General features: G+C 56.5%; 20 protein-coding genes. 12 read left to right on the forward strand and 8 right to left on the reverse strand.

The features are described 5' to 3' along the window. Positions 1-3 precede the first annotated feature (3 nt). From cas1e to L6990_RS02825, 3 genes are read right to left on the reverse strand one after another with little or no spacing between them, the layout of a single operon-like run. Positions 4-942 (reverse strand): type I-E CRISPR-associated endonuclease Cas1e, encoded by a 939-nt coding sequence (cas1e, locus tag L6990_RS02815; RefSeq protein ID WP_237202556.1) that lies wholly within the window; start codon positions 940-942, stop codon positions 4-6. Further along, a complete protein-coding gene (gene cas3 / locus L6990_RS02820) occupies positions 939-3,602 on the reverse strand; it encodes a CRISPR-associated helicase Cas3' (protein WP_237202557.1) in 2,664 nt (887 codons plus the stop codon). The genes cas1e and cas3 overlap by 4 nt, the downstream gene beginning before the upstream one ends. An 8-nt stretch (positions 3,603-3,610) precedes the next feature. Next, a complete protein-coding gene (locus L6990_RS02825) occupies positions 3,611-4,276 on the reverse strand; it encodes a type I-E CRISPR-associated protein Cas6/Cse3/CasE (RefSeq protein ID WP_237202558.1) in 666 nt (221 codons plus the stop codon). A 249-nt stretch (positions 4,277-4,525) separates the two neighbouring features. Here L6990_RS02825 and L6990_RS02830 point away from each other — a divergent pair, with 249 nt between their 5' ends. The 7 genes from L6990_RS02830 (at position 4,526) to L6990_RS02860 (ending at position 13,328) form a co-directional block, all read left to right on the forward strand. Further along, positions 4,526-6,142 carry a hypothetical protein gene (locus L6990_RS02830; protein WP_237202559.1) on the forward strand — a complete coding sequence of 539 codons (1,617 nt, stop codon included), beginning with the start codon at positions 4,526-4,528 and terminating at the stop codon, positions 6,140-6,142. Further along, entirely contained in the window at positions 6,142-6,765 is a 624-nt protein-coding gene (gene casB / locus L6990_RS02835; RefSeq protein WP_237202560.1) for a type I-E CRISPR-associated protein Cse2/CasB, read from the forward strand. Before L6990_RS02830 ends, casB begins: the two co-directional genes overlap by 1 nt. Positions 6,766-6,774: 9 nt before the next feature. Next, complete coding sequence (cas7e, locus tag L6990_RS02840) at positions 6,775-7,827, forward strand: type I-E CRISPR-associated protein Cas7/Cse4/CasC (protein ID WP_237202561.1); 1,053 nt, start codon at positions 6,775-6,777, stop codon at positions 7,825-7,827. After that, the gene (cas5e, locus tag L6990_RS02845) at positions 7,824-8,543 is read left to right on the forward strand and encodes a type I-E CRISPR-associated protein Cas5/CasD (RefSeq protein WP_237202562.1); all 720 of its coding nucleotides are present in this window, start codon (positions 7,824-7,826) and stop codon (positions 8,541-8,543) included. The genes cas7e and cas5e overlap by 4 nt, the downstream gene beginning before the upstream one ends. An 83-nt stretch (positions 8,544-8,626) precedes the next feature. Continuing rightward, on the forward strand, positions 8,627-11,440 hold the full coding sequence (locus tag L6990_RS02850) for a bifunctional acetate--CoA ligase family protein/GNAT family N-acetyltransferase (RefSeq protein ID WP_237202563.1): 2,814 nt from the start codon (positions 8,627-8,629) through the stop codon (positions 11,438-11,440). 68 nt (positions 11,441-11,508) lie between these two features. Then, entirely contained in the window at positions 11,509-12,099 is a 591-nt protein-coding gene (locus L6990_RS02855) for a DUF5998 family protein (RefSeq protein ID WP_237202564.1), read from the forward strand. A 5-nt stretch (positions 12,100-12,104) separates the two neighbouring features. Beyond that, the gene (locus tag L6990_RS02860; RefSeq protein WP_237202565.1) at positions 12,105-13,328 is read left to right on the forward strand and encodes an alkaline phosphatase family protein; all 1,224 of its coding nucleotides are present in this window, start codon (positions 12,105-12,107) and stop codon (positions 13,326-13,328) included. A gap of 98 nt (positions 13,329-13,426) precedes the next feature. Here L6990_RS02860 and L6990_RS02865 read toward each other — a convergent pair whose 3' ends face one another. Both L6990_RS02865 and sepH read right to left on the reverse strand, forming a co-directional pair. Beyond that, positions 13,427-14,407, reverse strand: coding sequence for a hypothetical protein (locus L6990_RS02865; RefSeq protein WP_237202566.1), 981 nt, complete (start codon positions 14,405-14,407; stop codon positions 13,427-13,429). Positions 14,408-14,552: 145 nt separating this feature from the next. Beyond that, the gene (gene sepH, locus L6990_RS02870) at positions 14,553-15,911 is read right to left on the reverse strand and encodes a septation protein SepH (protein ID WP_237202567.1); all 1,359 of its coding nucleotides are present in this window, start codon (positions 15,909-15,911) and stop codon (positions 14,553-14,555) included. 414 nt (positions 15,912-16,325) lie between these two features. Between sepH and L6990_RS02875 the strand changes: the two genes are divergently transcribed. Beyond that, complete coding sequence (locus L6990_RS02875) at positions 16,326-16,625, forward strand: DUF4193 domain-containing protein (RefSeq protein WP_237202568.1); 300 nt, start codon at positions 16,326-16,328, stop codon at positions 16,623-16,625. Positions 16,626-16,701: 76 nt separating this feature from the next. Here L6990_RS02875 and L6990_RS02880 read toward each other — a convergent pair whose 3' ends face one another. Further along, positions 16,702-17,169, reverse strand: a complete 468-nt coding sequence (locus L6990_RS02880) for a DUF3093 domain-containing protein (protein ID WP_237202569.1) — start codon at positions 17,167-17,169, stop codon at positions 16,702-16,704. A 184-nt stretch (positions 17,170-17,353) separates the two neighbouring features. Here L6990_RS02880 and dut point away from each other — a divergent pair, with 184 nt between their 5' ends. From dut to L6990_RS02895, 3 genes are read left to right on the forward strand one after another with little or no spacing between them, the layout of a single operon-like run. Beyond that, positions 17,354-17,800: a dUTP diphosphatase gene (gene dut / locus L6990_RS02885; protein ID WP_272879259.1), complete on the forward strand. Its 447-nt coding sequence runs from the start codon at positions 17,354-17,356 to the stop codon at positions 17,798-17,800. A 32-nt stretch (positions 17,801-17,832) separates the two neighbouring features. Continuing rightward, positions 17,833-18,615, forward strand: a complete 783-nt coding sequence (locus L6990_RS02890) for a DUF3710 domain-containing protein (RefSeq protein WP_237202570.1) — start codon at positions 17,833-17,835, stop codon at positions 18,613-18,615. Between the two features lie 5 nt (positions 18,616-18,620). After that, complete coding sequence (locus L6990_RS02895; RefSeq protein ID WP_237202571.1) at positions 18,621-19,139, forward strand: asparaginase; 519 nt, start codon at positions 18,621-18,623, stop codon at positions 19,137-19,139. A 6-nt stretch (positions 19,140-19,145) separates the two neighbouring features. On the opposite strand, the gene L6990_RS02900 is transcribed toward L6990_RS02895, so the two are convergent. Together L6990_RS02900 and L6990_RS02905 are read right to left on the reverse strand one after the other, a co-directional pair. Next, the gene (locus L6990_RS02900; RefSeq protein ID WP_237202572.1) at positions 19,146-19,799 is read right to left on the reverse strand and encodes a potassium channel family protein; all 654 of its coding nucleotides are present in this window, start codon (positions 19,797-19,799) and stop codon (positions 19,146-19,148) included. Then, complete coding sequence (locus L6990_RS02905) at positions 19,790-20,482, reverse strand: potassium channel family protein (RefSeq protein WP_237202573.1); 693 nt, start codon at positions 20,480-20,482, stop codon at positions 19,790-19,792. The genes L6990_RS02900 and L6990_RS02905 overlap by 10 nt, the downstream gene beginning before the upstream one ends. Before the next feature lie 145 nt (positions 20,483-20,627). On the opposite strand from L6990_RS02905, the gene L6990_RS02910 reads away from it, so the two are divergent. After that, entirely contained in the window at positions 20,628-22,601 is a 1,974-nt protein-coding gene (locus L6990_RS02910) for an APC family permease (protein WP_237202574.1), read from the forward strand. Positions 22,602-22,627: the final 26 nt, after the last annotated feature.

Consider the following 22,627-nt stretch of genomic DNA (forward strand, 5'->3'; position numbering starts at 1 on the left):
TCTTTATTCTCGGCTTCCGTACTGGGTGTGCCCGGCTACCTCATCGCCGCGCTCACTGATGAGCCTATCATCGTCCCTCTCGGGTAGATGAGGGGTCAGAATCTCTATCAGGGTCTGTAACATACCCTTCAGTACGTCCTGACGAATCAGTTCTTTACGCACTCCAGCGCGCACCTCCTGCGCAACGTCTTCACTGTTATGGCAGGAAAAAGCAACAGGGATAGTTAGTGAAGGCTTGTATAAATCGGCTAAATCAAAAAGCAATGAACGGGCATTACCTCGGTGAATGACGCCCAGTGCAGGGTTGACTCCAATTGCCGCACAGGCTGCAGCCGCGCATCCATAGAGAATCGAATTAGAGATATTGAGCGCGATATTAACGTTGTCCTCTGCGTTTGTATCGCGCCTGAAACGTTGAAGCTTATATTTCTTAGCTGTGCTCTGGTAGAGGTTTCGTATGGTCCGACCCTCAATTCCGCGCATAGATGCGATGGTACCCCCTGGCATTTGGTCCAAGCCCAGCTGTTTTTTGTAGAGCACCAGGGCAGCGACCTTTTGATGCTTCTCCTGGGCAACAAGTCGGGCTTGTGCTATTGCCCAGCGCGCGGACGACGTCAGCGGCGTTGCATGTGAGTAGCTGGGCACGCCGCCGCCACCAGTGAACATGACTGTTGTTCCAGCGCGGGTGCACGAAGATATGGCGGGTTGAGTGATGCTAGTGCCAGGGCCTAGCATGAGCACCGCCAGACCGCTTACAGGTAGCTGGACCCGTTTTCCCGCAATAACACCCTTCTCTATATCCCCGCCATAGGCGATAACACCCGTTTTATCTTGCCTGACCACACAATATTCAAGGTAGAGAAAGGATACGCGGTCCTCCAGTCTGACCTGATGGTCTGTCGGTATGGTTGAAAAAGCGAGTGCTTCATCTGAGTAGCTCATTTGTCATCCCCTATAAAACCTAGAACAGGGTCATAGATGAGGCCCTGTGGAACGGGCAAGAAGAGGTAGCGTTTGAGAAGGGATGGTGAATTTTCAAGGGAGAGGGCAGTGCTGAGAAGATCTCTAGTTTTAGAATTGACCGGTATCGGCATAGAGGCTTTAAGGGCTTGCCTCAGCTTTCCCTGTTGGTGCGAGGTAAGAGCCAGTAGCTCCTGGTAGCTACCCTTCCACCCCCCGGGCACCTGTTCATGAGGACCGCCCACAATGACCTGGCGCACGTCGGCTTCAATGAGACGTGTAAAGGCAGTATCGTCCTTGTCCTTCAGCTGGGGGTCGGTGAAAGCTTCAAATTCATTTAGTCTACTTGTCTCTTTGATCGCGGCGGTGATGGCGCGTGCCCGATCTCTACCGCGCTGTATTTTATGGCTGTCCAGGGCGATATGGTCTAAGTCTGCCTCCATGCGGTCTAGATTTTCACCGATGGTCTCCAGAGTGACTGCTGCTTTGTCCACAAATTCCTGGTTATCAGTGGGGCAATGGAAGGTCTGGTGTTCCTGGAGGTAGTCCCAGGTTCTACCAAGTTCTGCTTCTGAGTAGGGCAATAGCTGGTGCTTCTCCGGTGCCGCTGGTTTTAGAACGTTGACGGTGAGGCGGGGTAGACCTGATACTCGTTCTAGGCGTTTAGTGTCCTGATGGCGCCACACTCGCCCCGCCCGCTGAATCAGGGAAGGCGCCGGGCACAAATCGGTTGAGAGTATATCGAGGTCGATATCTAGGGACGCTTCAATCGCTTGGGTGCCCACCACAGTCAGGGCGCTACCCTCGCCAGATGAACCAATGAGCTTTTCTAAGAGTTCAGCGTTGATGCGTCGGTGCTCTGCTGTCATACGGGAATGAAGAAGTATGACCTTTTCACCGCCTGCAGTGAGTTCTTCTGCCACTTTCTGAGCGCGTGCTACCGTGTTGCAGATAACGCCAAGCCTTGCCAAAGGAAACTTCTTGCGCTGTTCCCCCGCCCACCTTATATGGGCTGCTTCAAGTTCCTCAAAAGGCGGTTCTGCAAAGGTGAAATCTATGATGTACTCGTTGCCGCCACTGCCATCCGTGAGCTGAACCTGCCGGGGTGTGGGTTCATTGAATTCCAGGCTCTCAGCAGAGGGGAAGGCAGGACTGCTCTGAATCGCCTGGCCTGAGTAGGCCTCTAGAAAACGGGCACGCTGCCAGCTAGGAAAGGTAGCGGATAGAAAGGTCACCCTAGTCTTGGTCTGACCCAGCCACTTGAGCAGGGGCACCAGAATCTCGCTTTGATAGTGATCCAGGGTGTGAATTTCATCGATAACGATGTGAGAGTTGGCTAGTGCCAGCAGACGCAGATGAGTCCACTTGAGCGGAATCGCCGACATGAGCGCCTGGTCAACGGTTCCCACACAGACGGGGGCGAGCAGGCGGGAAGCCCCGGACTTGACGAACTCGGTGGGGTAGAGCCCACCGGCGTCCTGGCCTTCGCAGGTGTCTGCATAGTCAGTGACGGGCTGGTTATAAAAATCTTCGATGGAGGCTAGCCCGTGGGCAAGAGAGGCAACGTTCTTGGTGCTGCTGTACATCTTTTGGACGCGCCGCATGAGCGCGTTGCTGGTTGCCTGAGTAGGCAAGAGAAAGACTAGCCGCTCATCGGCTAGAGAATGACGTAGGGCGGCAGCTTCTGTCTTGCCGTTCCCTGTCGGTGCCATAGCATTCCATATACCTGCCCCTGTTTTCAGAGCTTCTTGCTGCAGCGGTCTGGGGGAGTGTCCACCCAAAATAGCGGCGAGCGCATCTTGCTGCTCACCCCATCCTCGGTAAATGCCGAGTAGTTGGTCCACCCTTTCAAAGGCTGGCTGAGAGAGGTGGTGAATCCATTGCTGAGGTTGATTGAGGGAAATCTGTTGACTGCTGAGTCGTTGCTGATTTCTTGCAACCCAGTCGGCGCCAGAAGCTAGGCGGTCTGCCAGAATGAGAAGCCCAGAGAGCAAAATAGTGACCGTGGGTGAGACCTTCTTGGGGAAGGTTGCCGGCTTTACCTCAAGGGCTTCTGCAACGATCTGCAAGAGATCCTGTTGTGCCTGGGCCCATCCCAGATCGGTGAGCAGACTCTGCGCAGTTTTAGCAGATGCTCTACCCCCAAATGACAGGAACTTAAAACTTCCGTGGTGGCCCATAGCCGGCAGATAGCTCCAGGCGCGGCTGGCGGAGCTAGCACTTTCGGGAACCCTGCCCATCAAGGCGAAAGCACTGATTTGTTCGTGCCGCCGCAAAAAAGAAGTGCCAGGAGTTAAAGAAAACTCGTACTGGTTTTTAAGGTTCTCAATATCACCGAAAGAACAACCTGCTGAATCTACCGTATAAGCCTGCCTAATGGCGTCCCATTCGGGGCCTCGATGGCGGGGCTGGTATTGAAAGAGGGGGGATGCTTTGCCGATGTCATGGGTAGCTGCCATCCACATGAATATCTTTTTGCCCTCGCCACCCAGCTCACTATCTATCAGCTCCTGCAAACCTTGCCGGAGCCAACGGTCATAGAGAATTCCTGCAACGGTAGCGGTATCTAGTAGATGCGCTAGTAGAGGGTAGGTGCCAGATACCCCGTCCTGTTTAGCCCAGATATAGTCGTGGGTGTTCACGCTCAGCCCTAGCTTTCGAGCACGCGGATTGATAACAGACCACAACCGTAAGACTTAGCCCGCCCCACCCCCTTGAGCAAGAGCTCTTGCAGATGCGCAGGGTCTGCTACTTGAGCGAAGCCGTCTACCGTATCGACCTGAACTGCAAAGTCAGAGCCTCGCTTGGCTCCCCGCCGGTCAGTTCCCAGCACCTGACGCTGGTGGTTGAGTAGCTCAATGCCGGTCAGCGCAGGTGAGAGCTTTTGGTTTAGCCAGTCGGTCATGCCTGGCACCCCGTCTTTGTGTTCGTCCAGGTCAAAAGCGATGGGGGTAATGCCTCCATCGGCCTTACGCTTGATGGCGTTGACCGCCAACCTAAAGGCGATGGTGGATCCGGCATCGGGTGTGGTTAGCTCAACCATCTTGGTCTGCGCTGTCTCAACTCCCGTCGGCTCGTGGAGAGACTGAATCAGGAAGAAGGGCGCCGACCCGGGGGCAGTATCCAAGCGGAAAAGGATGTTGGCATCAGCCCGGGGTGTGGCTTCATTAATCTGGGGGAACAGGTGCATGGTAGCCCGATGCCTGAAAACGGGGGAGTCTAGGTCCCAGCCCCGCTGAGGCTTACCGGGATGGTCAACCGCTAGTGCTTGGTGAACCGGGTACTTGGTTAGATAAACCGTGGTGGGGATGCTCATCCTTAAGCTCCTTTGCTCTCTGCCTGTGTCTACAGGCTGATAAGGTTGAAGCGCTCCTGTTTCCTGCTAGCTACTAAAGTGGTAGAGCGGGGTAATTCCTGGCGAGAGGGCATATTGGAGCTTTCCCCGCGTTAGCGGGGGTACTTTCAATCCCTATGCTACTGAGATATTCATAAAAAAACAACAATTAAAGACTGGCGTGAAGGAATAGGTTGATGATAGTCTTTTGACTAGGTTGCAAAGGAGGCAATGATGGCTAATGCGCTTACCGAGATACCCTGGATTCGCGCCCTTGATAAATCTGGAGTGTCACACCTCACTTTAGTGGATGTTTTGAAACGTTCGCATGAGGCGGGGTTCTTTCTTGATAAAAATGTGCCAGGTTACGTCTTTGGGGCGCAGTTTAGGCTCTTACGGGATGTTCTAGCTGTGGTTCTACGCTTCCATCCGGATTACCAGCAAGGTGAAGAGCAGGACCTCTCAGAAGACCTCCTAGCCGATGGCGTCCCCGAAATGGCTCTCGAAAAAGGGCTTGAAAAGCTAGCCGCCTGTGCAGATATTTTTTCGGCAACTAACCCATTTCTGCAACGTCCAGTTGCTCCCATGGCTCACCCTAAAGACAGTGCCAGACTGTTGGAGGCCGGCAAGCAACCGGTCAAAAAGTTGCTACCTGCTATGCCCTCTGACCAGGGCGAAGACTTCTGGAACCTCTCGGTAGCGCAAGGGGAAACGCTAGACCTGCCTCAGGCAGTGCTACATCTCGCCATTCATCATCACTACTCCATGGCGGGTAATAATACCTATGATGGTTTCAAATGTGCCATGGGCGCTCCCGGTGTCCGTTTCCTTGGCAAAGGGTTTGCCGCCACTGAGATTTTCTGGGGAGGGGAGAGTTTGCTTGAATCACTGTTGCAAAGCCTCCCTAAGAGCTGGGTAGAAGGTGATGGTTTGCCTGCCTGGTGTGACCGAGAGGGTAAAACAACTCTTCGGTCAGATGGTAGTGAGCACCCCCTATGGCGCGGGACCTGGAGCTCTAACACGGCTGCCTGTCACTGGGAAGAGAGGCAACTGACCGGCGTCCGTATTGGTGGTGCACCTGATACCTGGTTCTTACCGACCATGGGCACGACGAAAGAAAGCCAGAAAGCCTGGTGGGACCAGCGCAATACCGAAGACCTCATGTATCTCTACATCCCCAATCAGCAGGGCGAACAGAAGGCACAGCGCGTTGACTTCGGTCGCGACGCTACGGACCTAGCTGTTGAATGGGCTGCAGAATCAAAGGTTGAGAAAGCAAAACTTCACAAGGCAGCAGCTTTCTTCTCCAAAGACTACGCTCCGCTGAACTTTATCCGCCACCAGATTGAGGGCACAGCTTCCTCCCCCAGCATTCGCGCCACCCAGGTCTATACCCCTGATCCTCAACGCTGGGTCTTTGACGCAAGCGAAGGGCTACAGGAGCGTATTGTTCAAAGAGCAACCCTGATTAGAGACCTACACAGCCTGGTCTGCTCACCCTTCCGACGTAAAAACGAAAACGACAAAAAGCGTGAGTTAGAAGGTAAAACAGTGGCTGTTTTAGAAACTCTAGAAGACCTAAAAAATGATGCTTCTGCCAGCTTCTGGCGTGAAATTACGCCCGTCTATATCGATCTGATTCACCAAAATACCACTGAAGATGAAGTCATCTCCCAAGACACCAGGGCAGATACTTTCGCGGCCGCTATACGCGCCTTCGATGTGGTGACCCTTGCCTATAAAAATCAAGACAGAGCCCAGTTTGAATTTGTGCGGGGCAGCCTGGAATCACGCTTACGATGGCGCTTGCGCACCGTAGCAGATACTTCAGAGAAAGAAGGAAGTTAATGAGTGAAAAAGCAGCTCTGCCGTGGGAAACTCTGATAGGCACAGTCAACAGATGGAGGTCAGACAGAGTCTCCTTTACCAGGGAGCTAGCGGCAGTTCGCAAGGGTGCGACGGCTACCACTGAACACTATGCCTACCCCTACATCCTGCCCTATACCCAGGGGCTCCGCAAAGACCAGCAAACGGCTCTTCTACGGTTGGTCGCTATGCTCGCCGAATATCCCGATATTCCCGTTTATAAAAGCTCAGGGCAGAACGGTGTGCGCCCAACCTTTGGCAGATGGTGTTACCAGCTTACCTGCGTACTAGCCGGCAAGAAAGGCGGTGACCAACCCCGTCCTGGTGACTCTGGCGATCTTGTGGGACAACGCCTAGCCTACCTGCATACTCAAACCTTGGAAGAAGCGATGCAGAGCATCCGCAGACTCCTCTCCCTAGCCAACTCATCAAAGAACGCTCCTGCCTTAGATATTTATGGGCTGGCCCGCCTTGCCCTCTACTGGGGTAACGGTCTCTCACCTCAATCCCAAGAGACCCGCCAGCAGATTCTGCGGGACTACTATTCAGCTTTCATCTACCGTGCCAACGACGACGCTTCCACTACTGACCCTAAAGAAGATTAGGAGACCACCGTGTCAAACCATCTCACCATTAGCATCCTGACCTCCGTACCATATTCCAACCTCAACCGGGACGATAACGGGACCCCCAAACGGGTTACCGTAGGCGGTGCCCTGCGCGCCCTGCACTCTTCTCAATCCGTTAAGCGCGGAATCCGTGTAGCCTACGAAAACAGCTCTTTGGACCGCTCGGTCCGTTCGGGTAACCTGGTCGGGGAGGTCGTGGCGAAGTCGCTGGAGATGAGCCCCGATGCAGATGAAAAGGCAATTACCAAAGTGGCCAAGAATCTGATCGGCACCCTAACTAAGCAAGACAGCTCGGCAGAAGGATCAGAACGTTCGGCCTGGTTGAGCGAAGAAGAAATCACCGCCGCAGCCACCACCGTTCTCAACGGAACCGATGAGGACTTTATGGCAGAGGGTAAGACCGGGTCACTAGCTATCGCTGCTTTTGGGCGTATGTTCGCGAACGCACCTAAGAAGGGTACAGAAGCAGCGCTGAGTGTCTCACCCGGCATCACCACTCACGCCGCCACCATCGAAACGGACTATTTCTCAACAGTGGATGACGTACGTGAACGCAATAGGGATACCGGTGCAACCTTTCTGGGTATCTCCCAGTACACCAATGGTATCTTCTACCGCACCATCAGTATTGATCGTGCCCAACTCAAGGAAAGCTGGAGCGGATTCGACCTCGAAAGCTCAACCGGTAACCTTCGGGACCTCATTACCGCAATTATCTACGGTCTGCCCCGCGGTAAAGAAAACAGCACTGCTCCCTACGTCCAGCCCGCTCTGGTCTTGGCAGAAGAGCAGCAGTACCGTACCGCCTATGACTTTGAGACTCCGGTACCTAATAGCAAGGACGGCGGCTACCTACCCACCAGCATCGAGCGTTTAGCACAGCAGTACGATGCAGCCCGCCGTTTTGACCCCGATAACTTTGGTCCTCTAGAAGCCTTGACCGGTACCTACGCTGACCTCGACGGAAAGTTTGGCAACCTCAAAGCTACCTCTCTCAAAGAATTTGTGGATGCCGTTGTGGAATGGGTCCGCCAGTGACAGATTCCGTATACATCAGACTTGCTGGGCCTCTGCAGTCCTGGGCAGGGGCGACGGTAACGGGCAACATCGTGCGAACGGAAAGTCTGCCGACACCCAGCAGCATGCGAGGACTCTTAGCCGGCGCGCTGGGTTATAAACGAGGCGAATTTCCCGCCTGGTTAGATAAGGTGGAATTTACGGTGCGCGAAGAAAAACGTGTCACCTTCACCGACGATTTTCAGACCATCAACCCTAGAACCGGCGAAGAAAAGTTTCGCCGACGGATGTTGCTTGCTCAGGGCATGAAAGCCTCCAGTGCTAAGAACCTTATCTTTACCCCGGACGCCCAGGGTGGAACCTCCATCGTGAACCGTACCTATCTAGCAGACAGTGAGTTTCTAGTACGTATCACGGCTGAAGGGTACACCGAAGAGATAGACGCAGCTCTGCGCAGCCCGCGCTTCTCAACTTATCTGGGACGTAAGGCGTTTCCGGCGGTTTTTCCCTTCTATCTGGGGGTCGGGAACTCGGAGCTGATTAACCAACTTCCAGCCATTTCCCAGAAGAAGGGTGAGGAACACCGCCGGGTTACCCTTCATGCCTTTGTACAGGATCTGAGCCTCACACCCGTTTCCCAGTACGTTCCAGCCGTCCAAGACCGTGATGCTTGGCTAGAAGCTGTAGCAAAGGTTCTGAAACTGCGCAAAACTGTTCGCACTACAAATTCAAGATAAAATTGAGGATGACCGTTTTGGCTTATAAAACAGGAATGTAAGTCAAAGCGGTCTTCCTCATCTCAGTTGCCCAGGAGGCACCCGTGACTGAAACCAACGATGTTTTCACCCCAGCAGACCCCAACAGCCCCACTACAGCTGAAATCCCTTTTATCTACCCGGCACACTGGGAAGCGGACGTCGTGCTCCGCGACGGCGCAACAGCTCACCTGCGTCCTGTGGTCCCCACCGATCGGGCAGCCCTTGAAAAGATGTACGCGGGCCAGTCAGAACGCACCATTTACCTGCGTTTCTTTGCCCACAAGCCCACCCTCAGCGACAAAGAACTCACCCGTTTCACCACCGTGGATCACAAGGACCGAGTTGCGTTTGTCATCATGCTAGACGGCGAAATGATCGGTATCGGCCGCTACGACCGTGCCACCGACCCCACAGAAGCTGAAGTCGCCTTCATGATTTCAGACGCCCACCAGGGCCGCGGAATCGGCTCCATTCTGCTAGAACACCTCGCCGCTGCCGCCAACGAAAAAGGAATCGAGCGGTTCAGCGCCGAAGTGCTCCCACAGAACCGTAAAATGCTCAACGTCTTCACCGATGCAGGCTACGAGCTAGCCCGCGAATTTGATGATGGCCTGGTTGCCGTGCACTTCAACATTGACCCCACTGATCGCTCCCGTGGTGTGATGGAGGCTCGTGAGCACCGCGCCGAGGCAAAATCAATTGCCGAACTACTGGCCCCCGAAGTGATTGTGGTGATGGGTACGGCGGATGCCTGGGAAAACAACGGCCATAAGGTTATTCGTACCATTCGTGAAGGAGGCTTCACCGGCAAACTTTACGGCTACAACAGCGCCGGGACAGCTGCCGGGGAAACCCCAGTCGTTACTGACCTCACCCAGATTGAAGAACGCATTGACCTAGCAATCATTGCCGTGCCTATTACTGAGGTTGCTGCAGCTGTTGAGTCCGCGGGTCAAGCGGGAGCCCGCGGCGTCCTGATTTACACCACCGGTTTTGCCGATGACGGCGCTCGCGGGCGTGCCCGCCAAAAAGCCCTGGTCAAAACTGCCCGTAGTTTTGGTATGAGGGTCATTGGCCCGGCGTCCTTCGGCGTGCTCAACAATGACCCTGCTGTGAAACTGGATGCCACCATCAGCACCTACGACCCGGCCCCGGGCGCGCTGGGCCTTTTTAGCCAATCCTCAGCCATTGGCGCTATGTTCTCTAACTCTGCTGTACGCCGCAATATCGGGGTTTCCTCCCTGATTTCAGCGGGTAACCGGGCAGATGTCTCGGGCAATGACATCATGCAGTACTGGGAAGATGACAGCGCCACCAAGGTCTGCGCCCTCTATCTTGAATCTATTGGCAACCCCCGTAAGTTCAGCCGCATCGCCCGCCGGCTTTCGCGCGTCAAACCCGTGCTGGTGGCAAAGAACGCGGTGACCGGGCAGCAGCTACCTCCGGGGCACTCAGGGCGAACCTCCATCGCCCCCACGCAGGCCATCGACGCTATGTTCCGTCAAGCAGGTGTGATTAGCGCCGAAACCTTCGACCAGATCCTCGATATCGCCCAGATTCTGGTCTCCCAACCCCTCCCTGCCGGCCGCCGCGTGGCACTGCTCTCCAACGCATCTGCCCTGGGGCAGATCATTGCGGACAAGGCTGCGGAACTAGGCATCGATGTCCGCATCAACGAGTCCATGCTGCGCCTGACCGATGAGGGGCTAGATGGTCTTGAAGTGCTAGAAGAGGTTGCCACTGGAGCCTTAGAAGCATCAGATATTGATGCGGTCGTAGGAGTCTTCCTCACCGGTGAATCCATCGACCCCCGTGACGTTGCCCGGGTGCTCCTACGCGCCTCAGCAGCAACGGGTAAACCGGCAATTGCCAGTTTCCCGGGCACGGTGACCTTTGAACAGTCGCTACGCGGCATCTGGCAGGATGAAACCGCCAACTACCCAGCACCGGGTCAGACCGAAAGTCAGGGAGCCGAACCCACCGGTGAAGAAGCCACCCGTCTCATGCAAACACTGGGTTTGCCCTGCTACGAGTCACCCGGTGCCTCCATCAAATCCTTGGCCGCAGTCATGGACTACGTAGAGTGGCGGGCTAAAGAAACTGGTGTAGCTGCCCAACCTGAAGGCGTGAGCCCCAAAGCTGCACTCGCCGAAATTACTGCCCATATGGGGGACGTTACCGGCGAGAATCTGATTGAACTCGATGCAGAATCAACCCAGGCAATTTTGGGCCACTACGGCATTGACCTGCTCCCCGAGTACGGTTTCTCCACCCCAGAACAAGCACACCGTGCCGTGCAAGAAATTGGTGGCTACCCGGTCGTCCTCAAAACCACCGACCCCTTCCTGCGACACCGCATTGACCTGGGCGGGGTACGTCTGGGCATCGAAAGCGACGCGGAACTGGAGCGTGAAATCGTTCAGATGCACCGTGCTCTTGAACCCTACGGAACCTTCGATTTGAGCGTTCAAGAGCAGGTGCAAGCGGGGCAGACCGCCGTACTCACTGCCATAGAAGACCCCCTGATGGGGCCGGTTGTATCCTTCGGTATGGCTGGGGACGCCACCAGCCTGCTCGATGACTGGGCCCACCGTGTCCCGCCGCTTACCGAACGTGATGTCTACAAGATGGTGCGCTCACCCAAGGCAGCAGCAAAATTGCTGGGTGAAGCGGACCTACCGGCGGTCCGTATTGACCTGCTCGAAGACCTCTGCGCCCGGGTAGCCCTGCTCAAAGACAACCACCCCGAAATTGCCTACCTGGAGCTCAACCCCATCCTGGTATCTCAGGAAACCATGACCGTGGTAGGTGCCCGGCTCAAACTGGGCAACCCCCAGCAACGTACCGATTCCGCCCGCAGAACTATGAGCAGTTAGCCCCAAGAACCTACCTGCCTCTAAAATGTAAGGGAGCAAGAGACAACCCACTACCTTCAGGAGTAGACGTGAGTGTAGATACCAGCCCGCGCCAGCGCATGATTGCCGATATCCAGAACGCAAGCTTCTACCCGGAGCTGGTGCTCGATACGATCGATGAGGCGCTGGCGGGTCTTGAACCTACCACTCACATGGTGCAGGTAGAAACTCACTTTGACCAGAACGAGGTTCACCGGCACATCACCGCTCTGGTCCTGGCCGGCGAATTTCTACTGGTGGCGCATTTGGATGACCAAAACTTAGATGAACAGGGGCAGCAGGTGGTCGCCCACGTGTCGACTGAGACCCTGCACGTCTCAAAAATCTCAACCTTCACGGTTAGCTACGCTTACCCCCAGCCGCAGAGCTACACTCCTGGTGCCCCCGTCAGTGAGGTTTCCATGCTGCTCTGCTGGACCGGCTCCCAGCGTCTTGACCTGCAACCGGCTGAGTGCCCTGACCCGTCCTGCGATGCTGACCACGGGATGACCGGCTTGGCACCGCGAGAGGACATCCTGGTGCGAATTAGTGCGGGGGCCGATGGCGACCAGCAGACCCAGCAGGCACGTACTTTTGCCCGGGCTTTGCGAGCTGCCCATCTGCAGGCAGGCAGCAAGTAGGAGATATGAAAGATTATTGCGGAAACGAACTCCCGGCACCCCCGGCCTACGGCGCCAACACGGTAGCCGATCTCTTTGAGTCAGCCGGCACGCTCACAGCCCAGGGGAGTCTGACCCCTGAACCCCACCCCATCTACGGAGCTGGACGGCATGACCTGCTGGGGCTAGCGGCGCGAATTGAAAAAGCCGGCGGCAAACCCAACACCTACCGCAGTGTTTGCGTGGTCATGGTGGACGGGCTGGGGGAGAGCCTGCTACGAACCTACGGCTCTTATGCACCCTTCCTCAAAAATGCCACGAGCCTGGGGCCCTTGCACTCGGCGGTTCCCTCAACCACCGTTGCCTCCCTCACCAGCCTGGGCACGTCCTCACCTCCCGGCTATCACGGCATGGCTGGCTACGAACTTAAAAACCCGGAGACCGGGCAAGTGATGAACCAGCTATCAGGCTGGGATAAGACGGTAGACCCGCACATCTGGCAGCCTCACCCCACCGTCTTTGAACGCTACGAAAAACACCTGGACGTTGCCACCGTCTCGCTGAGCAAGTATGCAGGCACCGGCCTCAGCGAAGCCGGCCTACGCGGCGGGCGCTTTGTGCATGCCCAGGGCTACGCTGCCCGCACCACCCTGGCTGCCAGCCTGCTCTCATCGCGGAAGCCGTCACTGGTTTACCTCTACTGGGGTGAACTAGACCAAGCCGGGCACAAGTACGGGGCACACTCCCAGCAGTGGTTGGAGCAGCTGGAAGAACTGAACTTAGCGCTCAAGAACCTAGCCAAACGGCTGCCCCCGCACGTCCTCCTTCTGGTCACAGCCGACCACGGAATGGTCGATGTTGAGCCGACCAACCGCTACGACTACTCCCAGGATTCTGCCCTATTAGAAAATATCGAGCTGACCGCTGGTGAACCACGCATGGTGCAGCTGCACCTCAAAGACACAAGCACCGCCGCTAAAGAGGCGACCATGCAGCGCTGGGCGGACGCCTGGGGCCAGCAGGCCTGGATCTTCGACACCGAAGAAGCCTTCGACGGCGGGTACTTTGGTGCTCACGTCACCGAAACAGCCCGCGCTCGCATCGGTGAAGTGCTGGTAGCTGCTCGTGAACCGGTGGCTCTCTATGATATGCGCCATTACAAACCCCACGCCCTGAACATGGTAGGTCAGCATGGATCACTCACAGCAGAGGAAACCCAAGTTCCCCTGCTGATGCTGCCAACCGGATAAAACCAAAGCCCTCTCTTGACCTCAGCAAACTGCCCGGGGCCCAACGAATAACCGTTGGGCCCCGGGCAGTTAAAATCTCTGGTTCCTTGCAATCGCTTTTAGGGCGTTGGCGTAACCTGTTTTTGAACCGGCGCTTCACTGGTCGGTGCTGCGGTTGCCGCTGGGGGAGCAATCTCTGGGGCACTTGTTTCAACCGGAGGTGCTGGCGCGGGAGCCACGGTGGGCTCAACGGGGGCAGGAGGTTCTGTTGGTTCCGGTGAGGGCGCTTCTACCGCAGTTTCTGTTGGCTCCGGTGTTTCGGTAGCTTCCTCTGACGGCGTTGGTTCTTCAGAGGGTAGTTCTTCAACAATAGCCGCAGTGGTAGGTGCGGGTGGTGCCTCAACCGGTGCATAAGAAATGGTTCCGGGCGCTACCGGGGGCTCTACAGCTGCTTCTTGCTCAGTCACGGTGGGAGCCTCAGTGTTGAAGCTTGGTGCCGGAGCGGAGGGGCGTGCTGACTCAATGTCAGCGCTGGTCACGGTGGCTGGAGCTGACGGAGAGCTGGGGGGGCTCAGCTCATCAGCTGCGCTATTCATCTCCGGCAGGAAGAGCAGCGCCGCTGCAGCAATTGCTCCTGCCAGAAGCGCTGCTGAACCGAAAAAGACTGCTTTAGAGCTGTTCTTTTCCCGGACAGGTTCGGAATAGGCAGATTCCATAGCAAGAGCTGGCGCTAAACGATCACGCTCGGCAGCTTCACGCACAGCGGCGGCTGCCGCGGCAGCACGGAGCTGGGCGGCACGCTCTCCTTCAGCTTCTTTAGCGGCTAGAGCTGCAGCCCTAGCCTCAGCGCGGTCTGCGCGGCGCTCTTCGCGGGTCGGCTTTTCAACGATCTCAGCGTGGCGCATCAAACCGAACGCAAGAGATTCATCCTCAGCGTCCACAACGGTTTGCTGTGAGCCGCTATCGGAGGTTACGTACTCATACCCCTGTGCGAGAGGTAGGGGCTGAGTAATGGGGGCAGTTGTATCGGTAGCATCGGGGGTATGCGGCGCTGGACTAACCTCATCTGAGGAGTCTTGAGAATTAGGACGAGACGTCAATGTTCCCTCTGTAGTGTTTCTGCACCCCTACTTCCCTATCAGCAGGGGCGTGCGAGCAAATGATGTGACTTTCATTTTAGCGGGCTTTAAAGCATCTGAGGTGTTTGTGTTTCCTAGCTCTCACCTGTATTTTCTATGAGGCTGATTAGCGCCTCTGATTGCCAAAAATGATGTCATCCCAGCTGGGTACGGAGGTGCGCTTACCTCTCGAGGCGGGCTTAGGCTGAGCAGGCTCCGTTTCAACAGGCTCCTGAGCTGCAGTCTCTTCCTCGCCCTGCTCACCGTGCGAGTCGGCCTGGGCGTCGGTGCTTTCGGTCTCAGACGGCTCTGCAGCATCTACCTGCTCTGCTGTAGCACCGGAGTCAGACGCGGTTTCGCCGGCAGCTCTTTCATCGATGCCCCCGGTTTCAGCGGCTTCGTGAACCTCGGCTGTGCCCTCTTGCACCTCGGCTTCCTGGCCTTCAGCTGCTTCAAACTCGGCAACCGGTGCGGTCTCCTGGGCCTCCTGGGCAGGTGCTTCAGCCTCGCTGTTAATTACCGGCTGTTCAGAGAGTGAGCTATCTGGCTGCTCAGTGGCTGAAGAACCTTCAGCCTCACTACTTACAGCGGGCACCTCAGCGTGAGCTTCCTCAAGGGGCCGGGAGGTGCGGCGGGCACGCTCCAAAAGATCAGCCAATTTACGCTCACTCGCCGGGTCAAAAGATCGAGCGCCACGGCGAGCCGTCAGCTCATCCAGTAACGCATTTTGCTCACGGTTTTCTGGTACGCGCACAGCGGTCAAACGGGGCGAGGACGCTGGCTCGGGGGTGAGCGCAGTTTCGTTCTCTGCTGTTGTTTTCTGCTCCGCTTCAGCGCTGTGTGAGGTTCCGTTCGTTCCCAGGCCGGGGATAGGCCCACCGGTGGTGTGCTCCCGGCCCATGAGGAAGTAGGCAGCTTCATTGGAAGCGTACAAGCTCTGATTAGCGGGGTTGAAGGTCCAGCGGGCGGGAAAATGTACACCGCGGGGCAGTTCATTCTGCACATCGGTAGGGAGCTCTACATCAAGGGCAAGAGTCCACTGACCTGACTCCTGCTGCCAGGTAGACCAATCCAGCGGGGCATCACCGAAGGAATAGTGCTGTGAGATGGCCTCATAATGCTGGTCTAGGCTGCGTGCAGGGCCTTCACCACCGGGAGTGGGCGAAATGAGCACAGAGCGGGCAGTACGAATAATGTTGGCACGCTCAGCGACAATGGGCCACTCGTAGCGGCGTACGCGCTCAGCTTCCCAGCCAGATTCAGCGGCGATTTCTTCAACCGTTGCACCCTGTCGAAATCTGGCCTGAATATCGCGGGGGCCGAAACTTCCGCGACCGCCCGGGCGTGTAGGCGAGATACGGCGAGCCTTAGCGATGCTTTGGCGGAGATTCTGATCTATGGGGAGCAGGTAGGAAGAACCGTTGTCGTCATTGAGGACTAGGTTCTCGCCATCGTCGTGAATCCCAGCTAGTTGAAGCTCGAGCACAGGTTTCTCCTTGACATAGGGGTGCGCGTTTATTAGAGTCACGCACACTCTTCAATCTTTACAGTTACTTGAAAGATTACAGGGTTGATTCAGGGCAGCCTTTACTTCAACAGCAAACCGGAAGCTATCTTTGGAAAAAACCCTAAAAACCAGCACTTTTTGTATCAACTTATAGATTAGGTTTAGCTTATCGAAGGGGTGGGGTATGCCCTCCCGTGGAGGCACCTTTCGCTGTAAGGAATAAATGATTAGTTTGTATTTGCTTAAAGCTCCTTAATGGTGAACAATTCTACGCGTTACCTCGTATAACTCAGGAGCAGCCGATTAATATGCTGGTTGCACCACCTGTAAGGGGTGCACTACCTACTGTGAAGAGATTGACTGTCTCGCCTCGCACTACACACGGAGAAAACCATGGCAACCGATTACGATGCACCCCGCAAGCAGGACGAAGAAAGCAAGGACCAGTCCTTTGAGGAGCTCAATTCACGACGCTCCGAGATGCAGTCCGGTGCGGTAGATGAGGACGAGAACGCAGCCGCCGAAAGTTTTGAGCTGCCCGGCGCAGATCTTTCTAACGAAGAGCTCAATGTAGTTGTGCTCCCCGCCCAGGATGACGAATTCACCTGTGCTTCTTGCTTCCTGGTCCGCCACCGCTCACAGATCGCCCATGAAGATGGCGATTTGAAGTACTGCATTGAGTGCGAAGGCTAAACCAGCTTCAAGCGATTGATCTAAGAAAATGCCCACCGGCTGTAGGCCTGTGGGCATTTTCTATGGGGGGATCAGCTTATTCTTCTTCGGGTAGCCCGTCGTTGAGAATCTCAGCAATCCGCTCAGGGTGGCGGGAGGAGGCTACCCAGTAGGGGGTAGGGTCAGCCGGGTCTGTGATGTCGATGCGAACAACCGATGAAATCCAGCCGCGGAAGCACATGAAGGCCCTACCATCGAGTGCCGGACCGGTGGCTAGGCGGGAATCTTCGCCCCGAAAAGCGTAGGCTCGGCCAACATGCTCGCGTTCAATTTGTGCCCTTCCAACGCGCAGGATGCTAGCGGTAACCTCAATCACCGGTGAGGTTGCGAAGAGAACCCAACCCACCAGGGCAAACATGACGATTCCGGCGATGATACCGGCAAAGATGTTGATGGGTGCCCCGACTAAGAAGGAGGCTAGGCCTACGCCCACACAGGCAATCCACATGCCGATGCCGGGCGCCAGTCTTTCTCGGTAAAGAACTGCGTTGGGGTTTTCTGCCATGGGTCACGCTTCCGTTATGAGGTCTTTGTAGAATTTTCTTCTCCAGGGTGCGTTTACCAGTGTACGAGATGTACCTGGGTGACTTCAGCTCTGCCGCTGTGATCCTGGAGAGAACCCGCGAAAAGAGGCAAAAAATCCCAGCCCGTTCACGTCCTTAGATGGGGCGAAAAGGTACAGTAATGGGGTGGATAAACAGATTGATGTTCAGATTAAAATGCTTGACCCGCAGCTACCTGTGCCTGCTTATGCTAAGGAAGGGGACGCCGGTGCTGACCTACGGGCGCGTATTACGGTGACATTGGCTCCGGGGGAACGTGTTCTTGTACCTACCGGGGTTTCCCTTGCACTTCCAGAGGGCTTTGTTGGTCTGGTGCACCCCAGGTCTGGTCTTGCCGCTAAGCACGGTATCTCCATCGTCAATGCTCCGGGCACAGTTGATGCCGGCTATCGCGGTGAACTGATGGTTTGCCTGCTTAATACAGATTCCCAAGAGACCTTTGAGGTAGAGCGCGGGGACCGCATTGCCCAACTAGTAATCCAGCGGTTTGAGACTGCCCGTTTTAAGGTAGTTGATGAATTGCCTGCCTCTGCGCGAGGTACCAGTGGTTTTGGATCGTCAGGCGTACAGTAGACCCTAGAGGTCTGCTAAAGAAAGGCATAGATATGTTTGGAATGGGCAAAAAAAAGAAAGCTGAGCAGAGCGCAGCTGAAGGGGCAGTTGAGGAGACAGAGGCTCCTCAGGCTGACGCTGAAAGCGCCCCCACCGTTGAAGAAACCATCGTTGATGAGCACCGGGTTTTTGACCGCAGTAACGGGCCCTGGGATTCGTCAGAGAAAAAAGCCAGTGCTGATTCGTACATCGATTTGGGCGGACTGCTAGTTAAGAGCCATCCCGGTCTCAACCTGCGTCTTGAAGCAGATCAGAAGACCCAGCAGGTCATTGCCGTTACTCTCCAGCTGGGAGAGGGGCACTTGCAGGTGCAGGCTTTCGCTGCACCCAAGAGCGCCGGTATCTGGGACGAGATCCGCCGCGAACTGTCTGAAAGCGTCCGCAGCCAGGGCGGTCAGGTGGAGATTAACAATGGCCCTCTAGGGCGTCAGCTCATCTCCCGTGTACCTGCCCAAACCGCCGATGGTCGCAAGGGCTTTCGCATCGCCCGCTTTGTGGGTGTAGACGGCCCCCGATGGTTTGTGCGCGGTGTGTTCTCAGGGGCTGCAGTTCTGCCCGGTGAAGCGGCTGAGGCTCTTGAAGAGGTCTTCCGTACTATCATTGTTCATCGTGGCTCTGACCCCATGGCCCCCCGTGACCTTCTGCCGATGCGGGTGCCGCAGAGCATCCAGGACGCCGCTGAGGCCCAAAAAGCTGCTCAGTCTCAGCAGGGTGAAAAAACTCCGGCAGGTCTGGAAATACCCCGCAGAGGCCCAGAGATCACCGAGATCGGTTAAATACCATGCCCGAGACCTTTCACTCCCAGACTCCGAAGCGTCTTGAGACCTACCCGCAAAGGTTTCGGGCACGCGTGGCAGGTAGGGTGGAGCGCGTTCATATATCGCACCGCGAGGCTAACCCCCGATTTGAAGTTATCCTGCTAGTAGAGCGATCAAAGCCTCTCCCGCCTGCAAAAACGCACCCTCTCACGGGTATGCCCATCGCTGAGACGGGGGAGGACCTCGATGACACTGTCGATATCAGTGCTGAGGACGAGAATACCGGGCAGATGCCGGCCGTAGAGACCGACGCCGGGTTCGGCACTCGATTTAGTGTTACTAAGACTGCGCCAAAGGTGCTCTACCCCGACTTTGCCCCTCTGGAACCGGGCGTGCGTGTCCGGCTGATCTGGCTGGGGCAGCGGCAGGTGCCCGGCATTGTAGCCGGTGGTTATTTGAGGGTTTCGGGTATGCTCTCAACGCGCGATGAGCCAGTGATCTACAACCCGCGCTATGAGATTGTGCCCAGTCTCGAAGGCTAGAGCCCTCTAACTAAAGAGGGCTCGCAAATCGTCCTCACCCTCTGGAGTGGTGACGAAGAAGAGTTCGTCGCCGCCCTCAATGACATTGTCATTGCTGGGGGCTAGGGGAGAGCCATCACGCACGATGGCGGTGAGAGCGGTGTCGTAGGGCCACTGCACCTGGCCAATGGTGTAACCGATGATGGGGTGCTCTGCCGGTACGGTGTATTCCACCAGGGTGGCGTTACCGGAGCGCAGCGTCAGCAGGCGCACCACGTCGCCCACCTCAACAGCCTCTTCAACCAGGGCCGTCATCAGACGGGGAGTTGAAACGGCAACATCGATGCCCCAGGACTCGTCAAAAAGCCACTCATTTTTTGGGTTGTTGACGCGGGCCACCGTTCGTGGCACCCCGAACTCACTGCGGCAGAGCAGTGAAACTACCAGGTTAGTTTTGTCGTCACCCGAGGCCGCAACTACCACGTCGGCGTTCTCTGGCTTAGCCTGGCGCAGAACTGACAGCTCACAGGCATCGCCAATGACCCACTGAGCGTTTTGAATCCCGCTTCGTGAAATTGCTTCAGGCTTGAGATCGATAATGGTGACATTGTGGTGGTGGGACAGCAGTTCTTTAGCGCTTGATGAGCCTACCGAACCGGCTCCGATAATAATTACTTCCATGAAAGATCACTTTCGGCGTCGCTGGCGGGAGGCTGGGAGAGAATGCGGGCAATGTCGTTGATGTCTTCAGTGCGCATCATGGCGTGCACTGTATCGCCCTGCTGGTAGGAGGTGTCGGGGCCGGGCAAGAGGCCCTCACCGAAGCGCGTGATGTAAGCGATGCGCACACCGGCGGAGCGTTCAATATCGGTCAGTGCGTGGCCGGCCCAGGAGTCGTGCAGGTTGAGTTCTCCCAGCAGAAGGCGGCCGGATGCCTCTCTAAAGTCACCGGCCATGGCCTGCTCCGGTAGGAGGCGGCGTAGCACCTGGTCAGTAGACCAGCGGACGGCCGCCACGGTTGGAATGCCAAGACGCTGGTAAAACTCAGCCCGGTTGGGGTCATAAATTCGAGCCACCACGTTTTGTACTTTGAAGGTCTCGCGGGCGACTCGGGAAGCAATGATGTTGGAGTTATCCCCTGAAGAGACAGCGGCAAAAGCGTAGGCCTTCTCAATACCGGCCCGCTTTAGGGTTTCGCGGTCAAACCCCACTCCGGTGACTTTTTGCCCTGCAAACTCTTTGCGCAGACGCCTGAAGGAGCGGTCATCCTGGTCGATGACTGCTACCGTGTGCCCGGCGTCCTCTAAGGTATGGGCAAGCATGACGCCGACCCTGCCGGCTCCCATGATGACGAAGTGGGGCACTTGCGCTCCTTGGATCAATCGTAATGGTGACGTGTGGGCGCCAGGCCCGTTACCAGTCTACGCCTTCATCAGCTGAGGAGGACCAGCATAAAATGTGGTGTGTACAGCTGTTATTTACCGGGTGAGGCGACTACGGTTAGAGCCTGTGAAGACTATGAGAAGCAGGGCGTCAGCCCTGGTGCTGGGGGCGCCGATTTCAAGCAGGCAGGCAAAGGCCGGAAACCTGCCCAAACGCCGTGCCTTCCCGCTCTTTGGGGCCGATGGCGTATCTTCCGTAGCCTATGCACCCGATGAAATCATTCTCACCGTGCTCATCGCAGGTCAGATGGCGCTGTCCTATTCCCCCTGGGTGGGGCTGGGCGTCGCAACCATTTTGATGCTGGTGATAGGAACCTACCGCTACAACATTCAGCGGGTGGGCGAAAAGGGCGATTTTGCTCTGGTGCAGAAGAACCTGGGCACCGGATTCGCTGTGCTTCTAGGGGCAGCAATGATGGTGGACTTCGTGTTGACCGTTGCTGTCTCGCTCTCTTCGGCAACTCTGTACCTTGAATCGCTTCTACCTGCCCTGTATTCCCATCAACGCCTGGTGGTCTGCTGTCTGATTGCAGCAGTTACCCTGCTGTGCCTGCGCGGTGTTAAGTTCATGTTTAGGGCCGCCCACTTGCCCACCTACATCTTTCTTCTTCTACTGGGTGGGACGCTCGTGTTTGGGCTGGCTGCCGACATGGCAGGAACCCTGGGTACCGCTGTATCAGCGGACTACGAGGTAGCGCAGTCCACCTCCCCAGAGGAGCTGGCTACCGGGCTGGGGCTTCTGGTGCTACTGCTGAGAGTTTTCGCCTCGGGGTCTGTTGCAATGACCGGGGTGAACACCATTAGCAATGCCACCCGTGCCTTCGCGCGCCCGCGACAGCGCAATGCGGCTCTCACCCTCATGCTGATGGGGTCAGTCACTTCACTGCTCCTGGTGGGGGTGCTCTACCTGATCTGGCGTACAGGCGCTATATTTGTGCTCGATCCCGCCCAAACTCTACGGGTCGATGGGCAGAACGTTAGCCCTGACTTCCATCAAACCCCCTTGCTCCTGCAGATTTCGGATACCGTCTTCGCAGGTCACTGGGTTACCGCCCTCCTGGGGGTTTCAACCGTTGGGGTGCTGGTCGTGGCAGCCATGACTGCCTTCACCGGTTTCCCCATGCTGGCCACTGTGCTGGCCCACCGGCAGTACCTGCCCATCTACCTCTCAGCCCGTGACTCAACAGCGCTCTACGGCAATGGCGTGCTGGTGCTGGGGCTCAGCTCAATGGCACTGGTAGGAGTAGTGGGGCCAGATGTGCACACCCTGGTGCAGATGTACATTGTGGGTGCCTTCACCGCCATGCTGCTTACCCAGGTATCAGTGCTCAAGAACCGCTGGCTGGCCCAGCGGATCACCCCCGATACCAAAAAACGCCGGCTCAACTGGCGCGATATCATCATCACATCCATCGGCGTGCTGGCATCGGGCACCGTTCTGGTGGTCATTATCCTCACTAAATTTACTCACGGTGCATGGTTCTCCATGCTCCTCATTCTGTTCCTGCTAGGCCTCATGATGAAAATTAATAAGCACTACCAGCGGGTAGATCGTCAACTAGCCCTGCCGAAAACGGAGGCCGAGCTAGCTGAAGCTCGGGCTCTGCCCTCCCGCGTCCACGCCCTGATTTACGTTGAGCGGGTGCGCAAGCCAGTATTGCGGGCTGTCTCTTATGCACGCGCTACCCGTCCCTCGTCCATCGAAGCGCTAATGGTCAACATTGACGAAGAGCGCACGCGCCAGAATATTGATGCTTGGCAACAGCTGGGGCTGCCTCTGGACCTCACCGTGCTGGACGCACCCTACCGCAACCCGGTGGACGCCGTCATGGACTATGTGCGCCGCTCCCGTCAGAAATCACCGCGCGATGTTCTGGTGATCTACCTCCCCGAGTATGTTGTTTCACGCTGGTGGGAGGGCATCTTCCACCGCCGCACCGTGCACCGTCTCAAAGCCCAGTTACGCCACGAGCCGGGAGTGGTGGTTGCCTCAGTGCCCTGGCAGGTAGAAAAGAGATCACCGGCTACCGCTTCACAGTAAGCTAGGGGAGAAGGGCCGACCGCCCC

Origin of the sequence: Rothia endophytica, assembly GCF_928381505.1 — a bacterium.
GTDB lineage: Bacteria > Actinomycetota > Actinomycetes > Actinomycetales > Micrococcaceae > Rothia > Rothia endophytica_A.

Bases quoted from the DNA above. Each gene is read 5' to 3' on its own strand.
- L6990_RS02880 (WP_237202569.1), bottom strand. From the start codon at position 17,169: ATGGCAGAAAACCCCAACGCAGTTCTTTACCGAGAAAGACTGGCGCCC.
- cas1e (WP_237202556.1), bottom strand. From the start codon at position 942: ATGAGCTACTCAGATGAAGCACTCGCTTTTTCAACCATACCGACAGAC.
- L6990_RS02825 (WP_237202558.1), bottom strand. From the start codon at position 4,276: ATGAGCATCCCCACCACGGTTTATCTAACCAAGTACCCGGTTCACCAA.
- casB (WP_237202560.1), top strand. From the start codon at position 6,142: ATGAGTGAAAAAGCAGCTCTGCCGTGGGAAACTCTGATAGGCACAGTC.
- L6990_RS02895 (WP_237202571.1), top strand. From the start codon at position 18,621: ATGCCCGAGACCTTTCACTCCCAGACTCCGAAGCGTCTTGAGACCTAC.
- L6990_RS02900 (WP_237202572.1), bottom strand. From the start codon at position 19,799: ATGGAAGTAATTATTATCGGAGCCGGTTCGGTAGGCTCATCAAGCGCT.
- L6990_RS02875 (WP_237202568.1), top strand. From the start codon at position 16,326: ATGGCAACCGATTACGATGCACCCCGCAAGCAGGACGAAGAAAGCAAG.
- L6990_RS02890 (WP_237202570.1), top strand. From the start codon at position 17,833: ATGTTTGGAATGGGCAAAAAAAAGAAAGCTGAGCAGAGCGCAGCTGAA.
- L6990_RS02830 (WP_237202559.1), top strand. From the start codon at position 4,526: ATGATGGCTAATGCGCTTACCGAGATACCCTGGATTCGCGCCCTTGAT.
- L6990_RS02860 (WP_237202565.1), top strand. From the start codon at position 12,105: ATGAAAGATTATTGCGGAAACGAACTCCCGGCACCCCCGGCCTACGGC.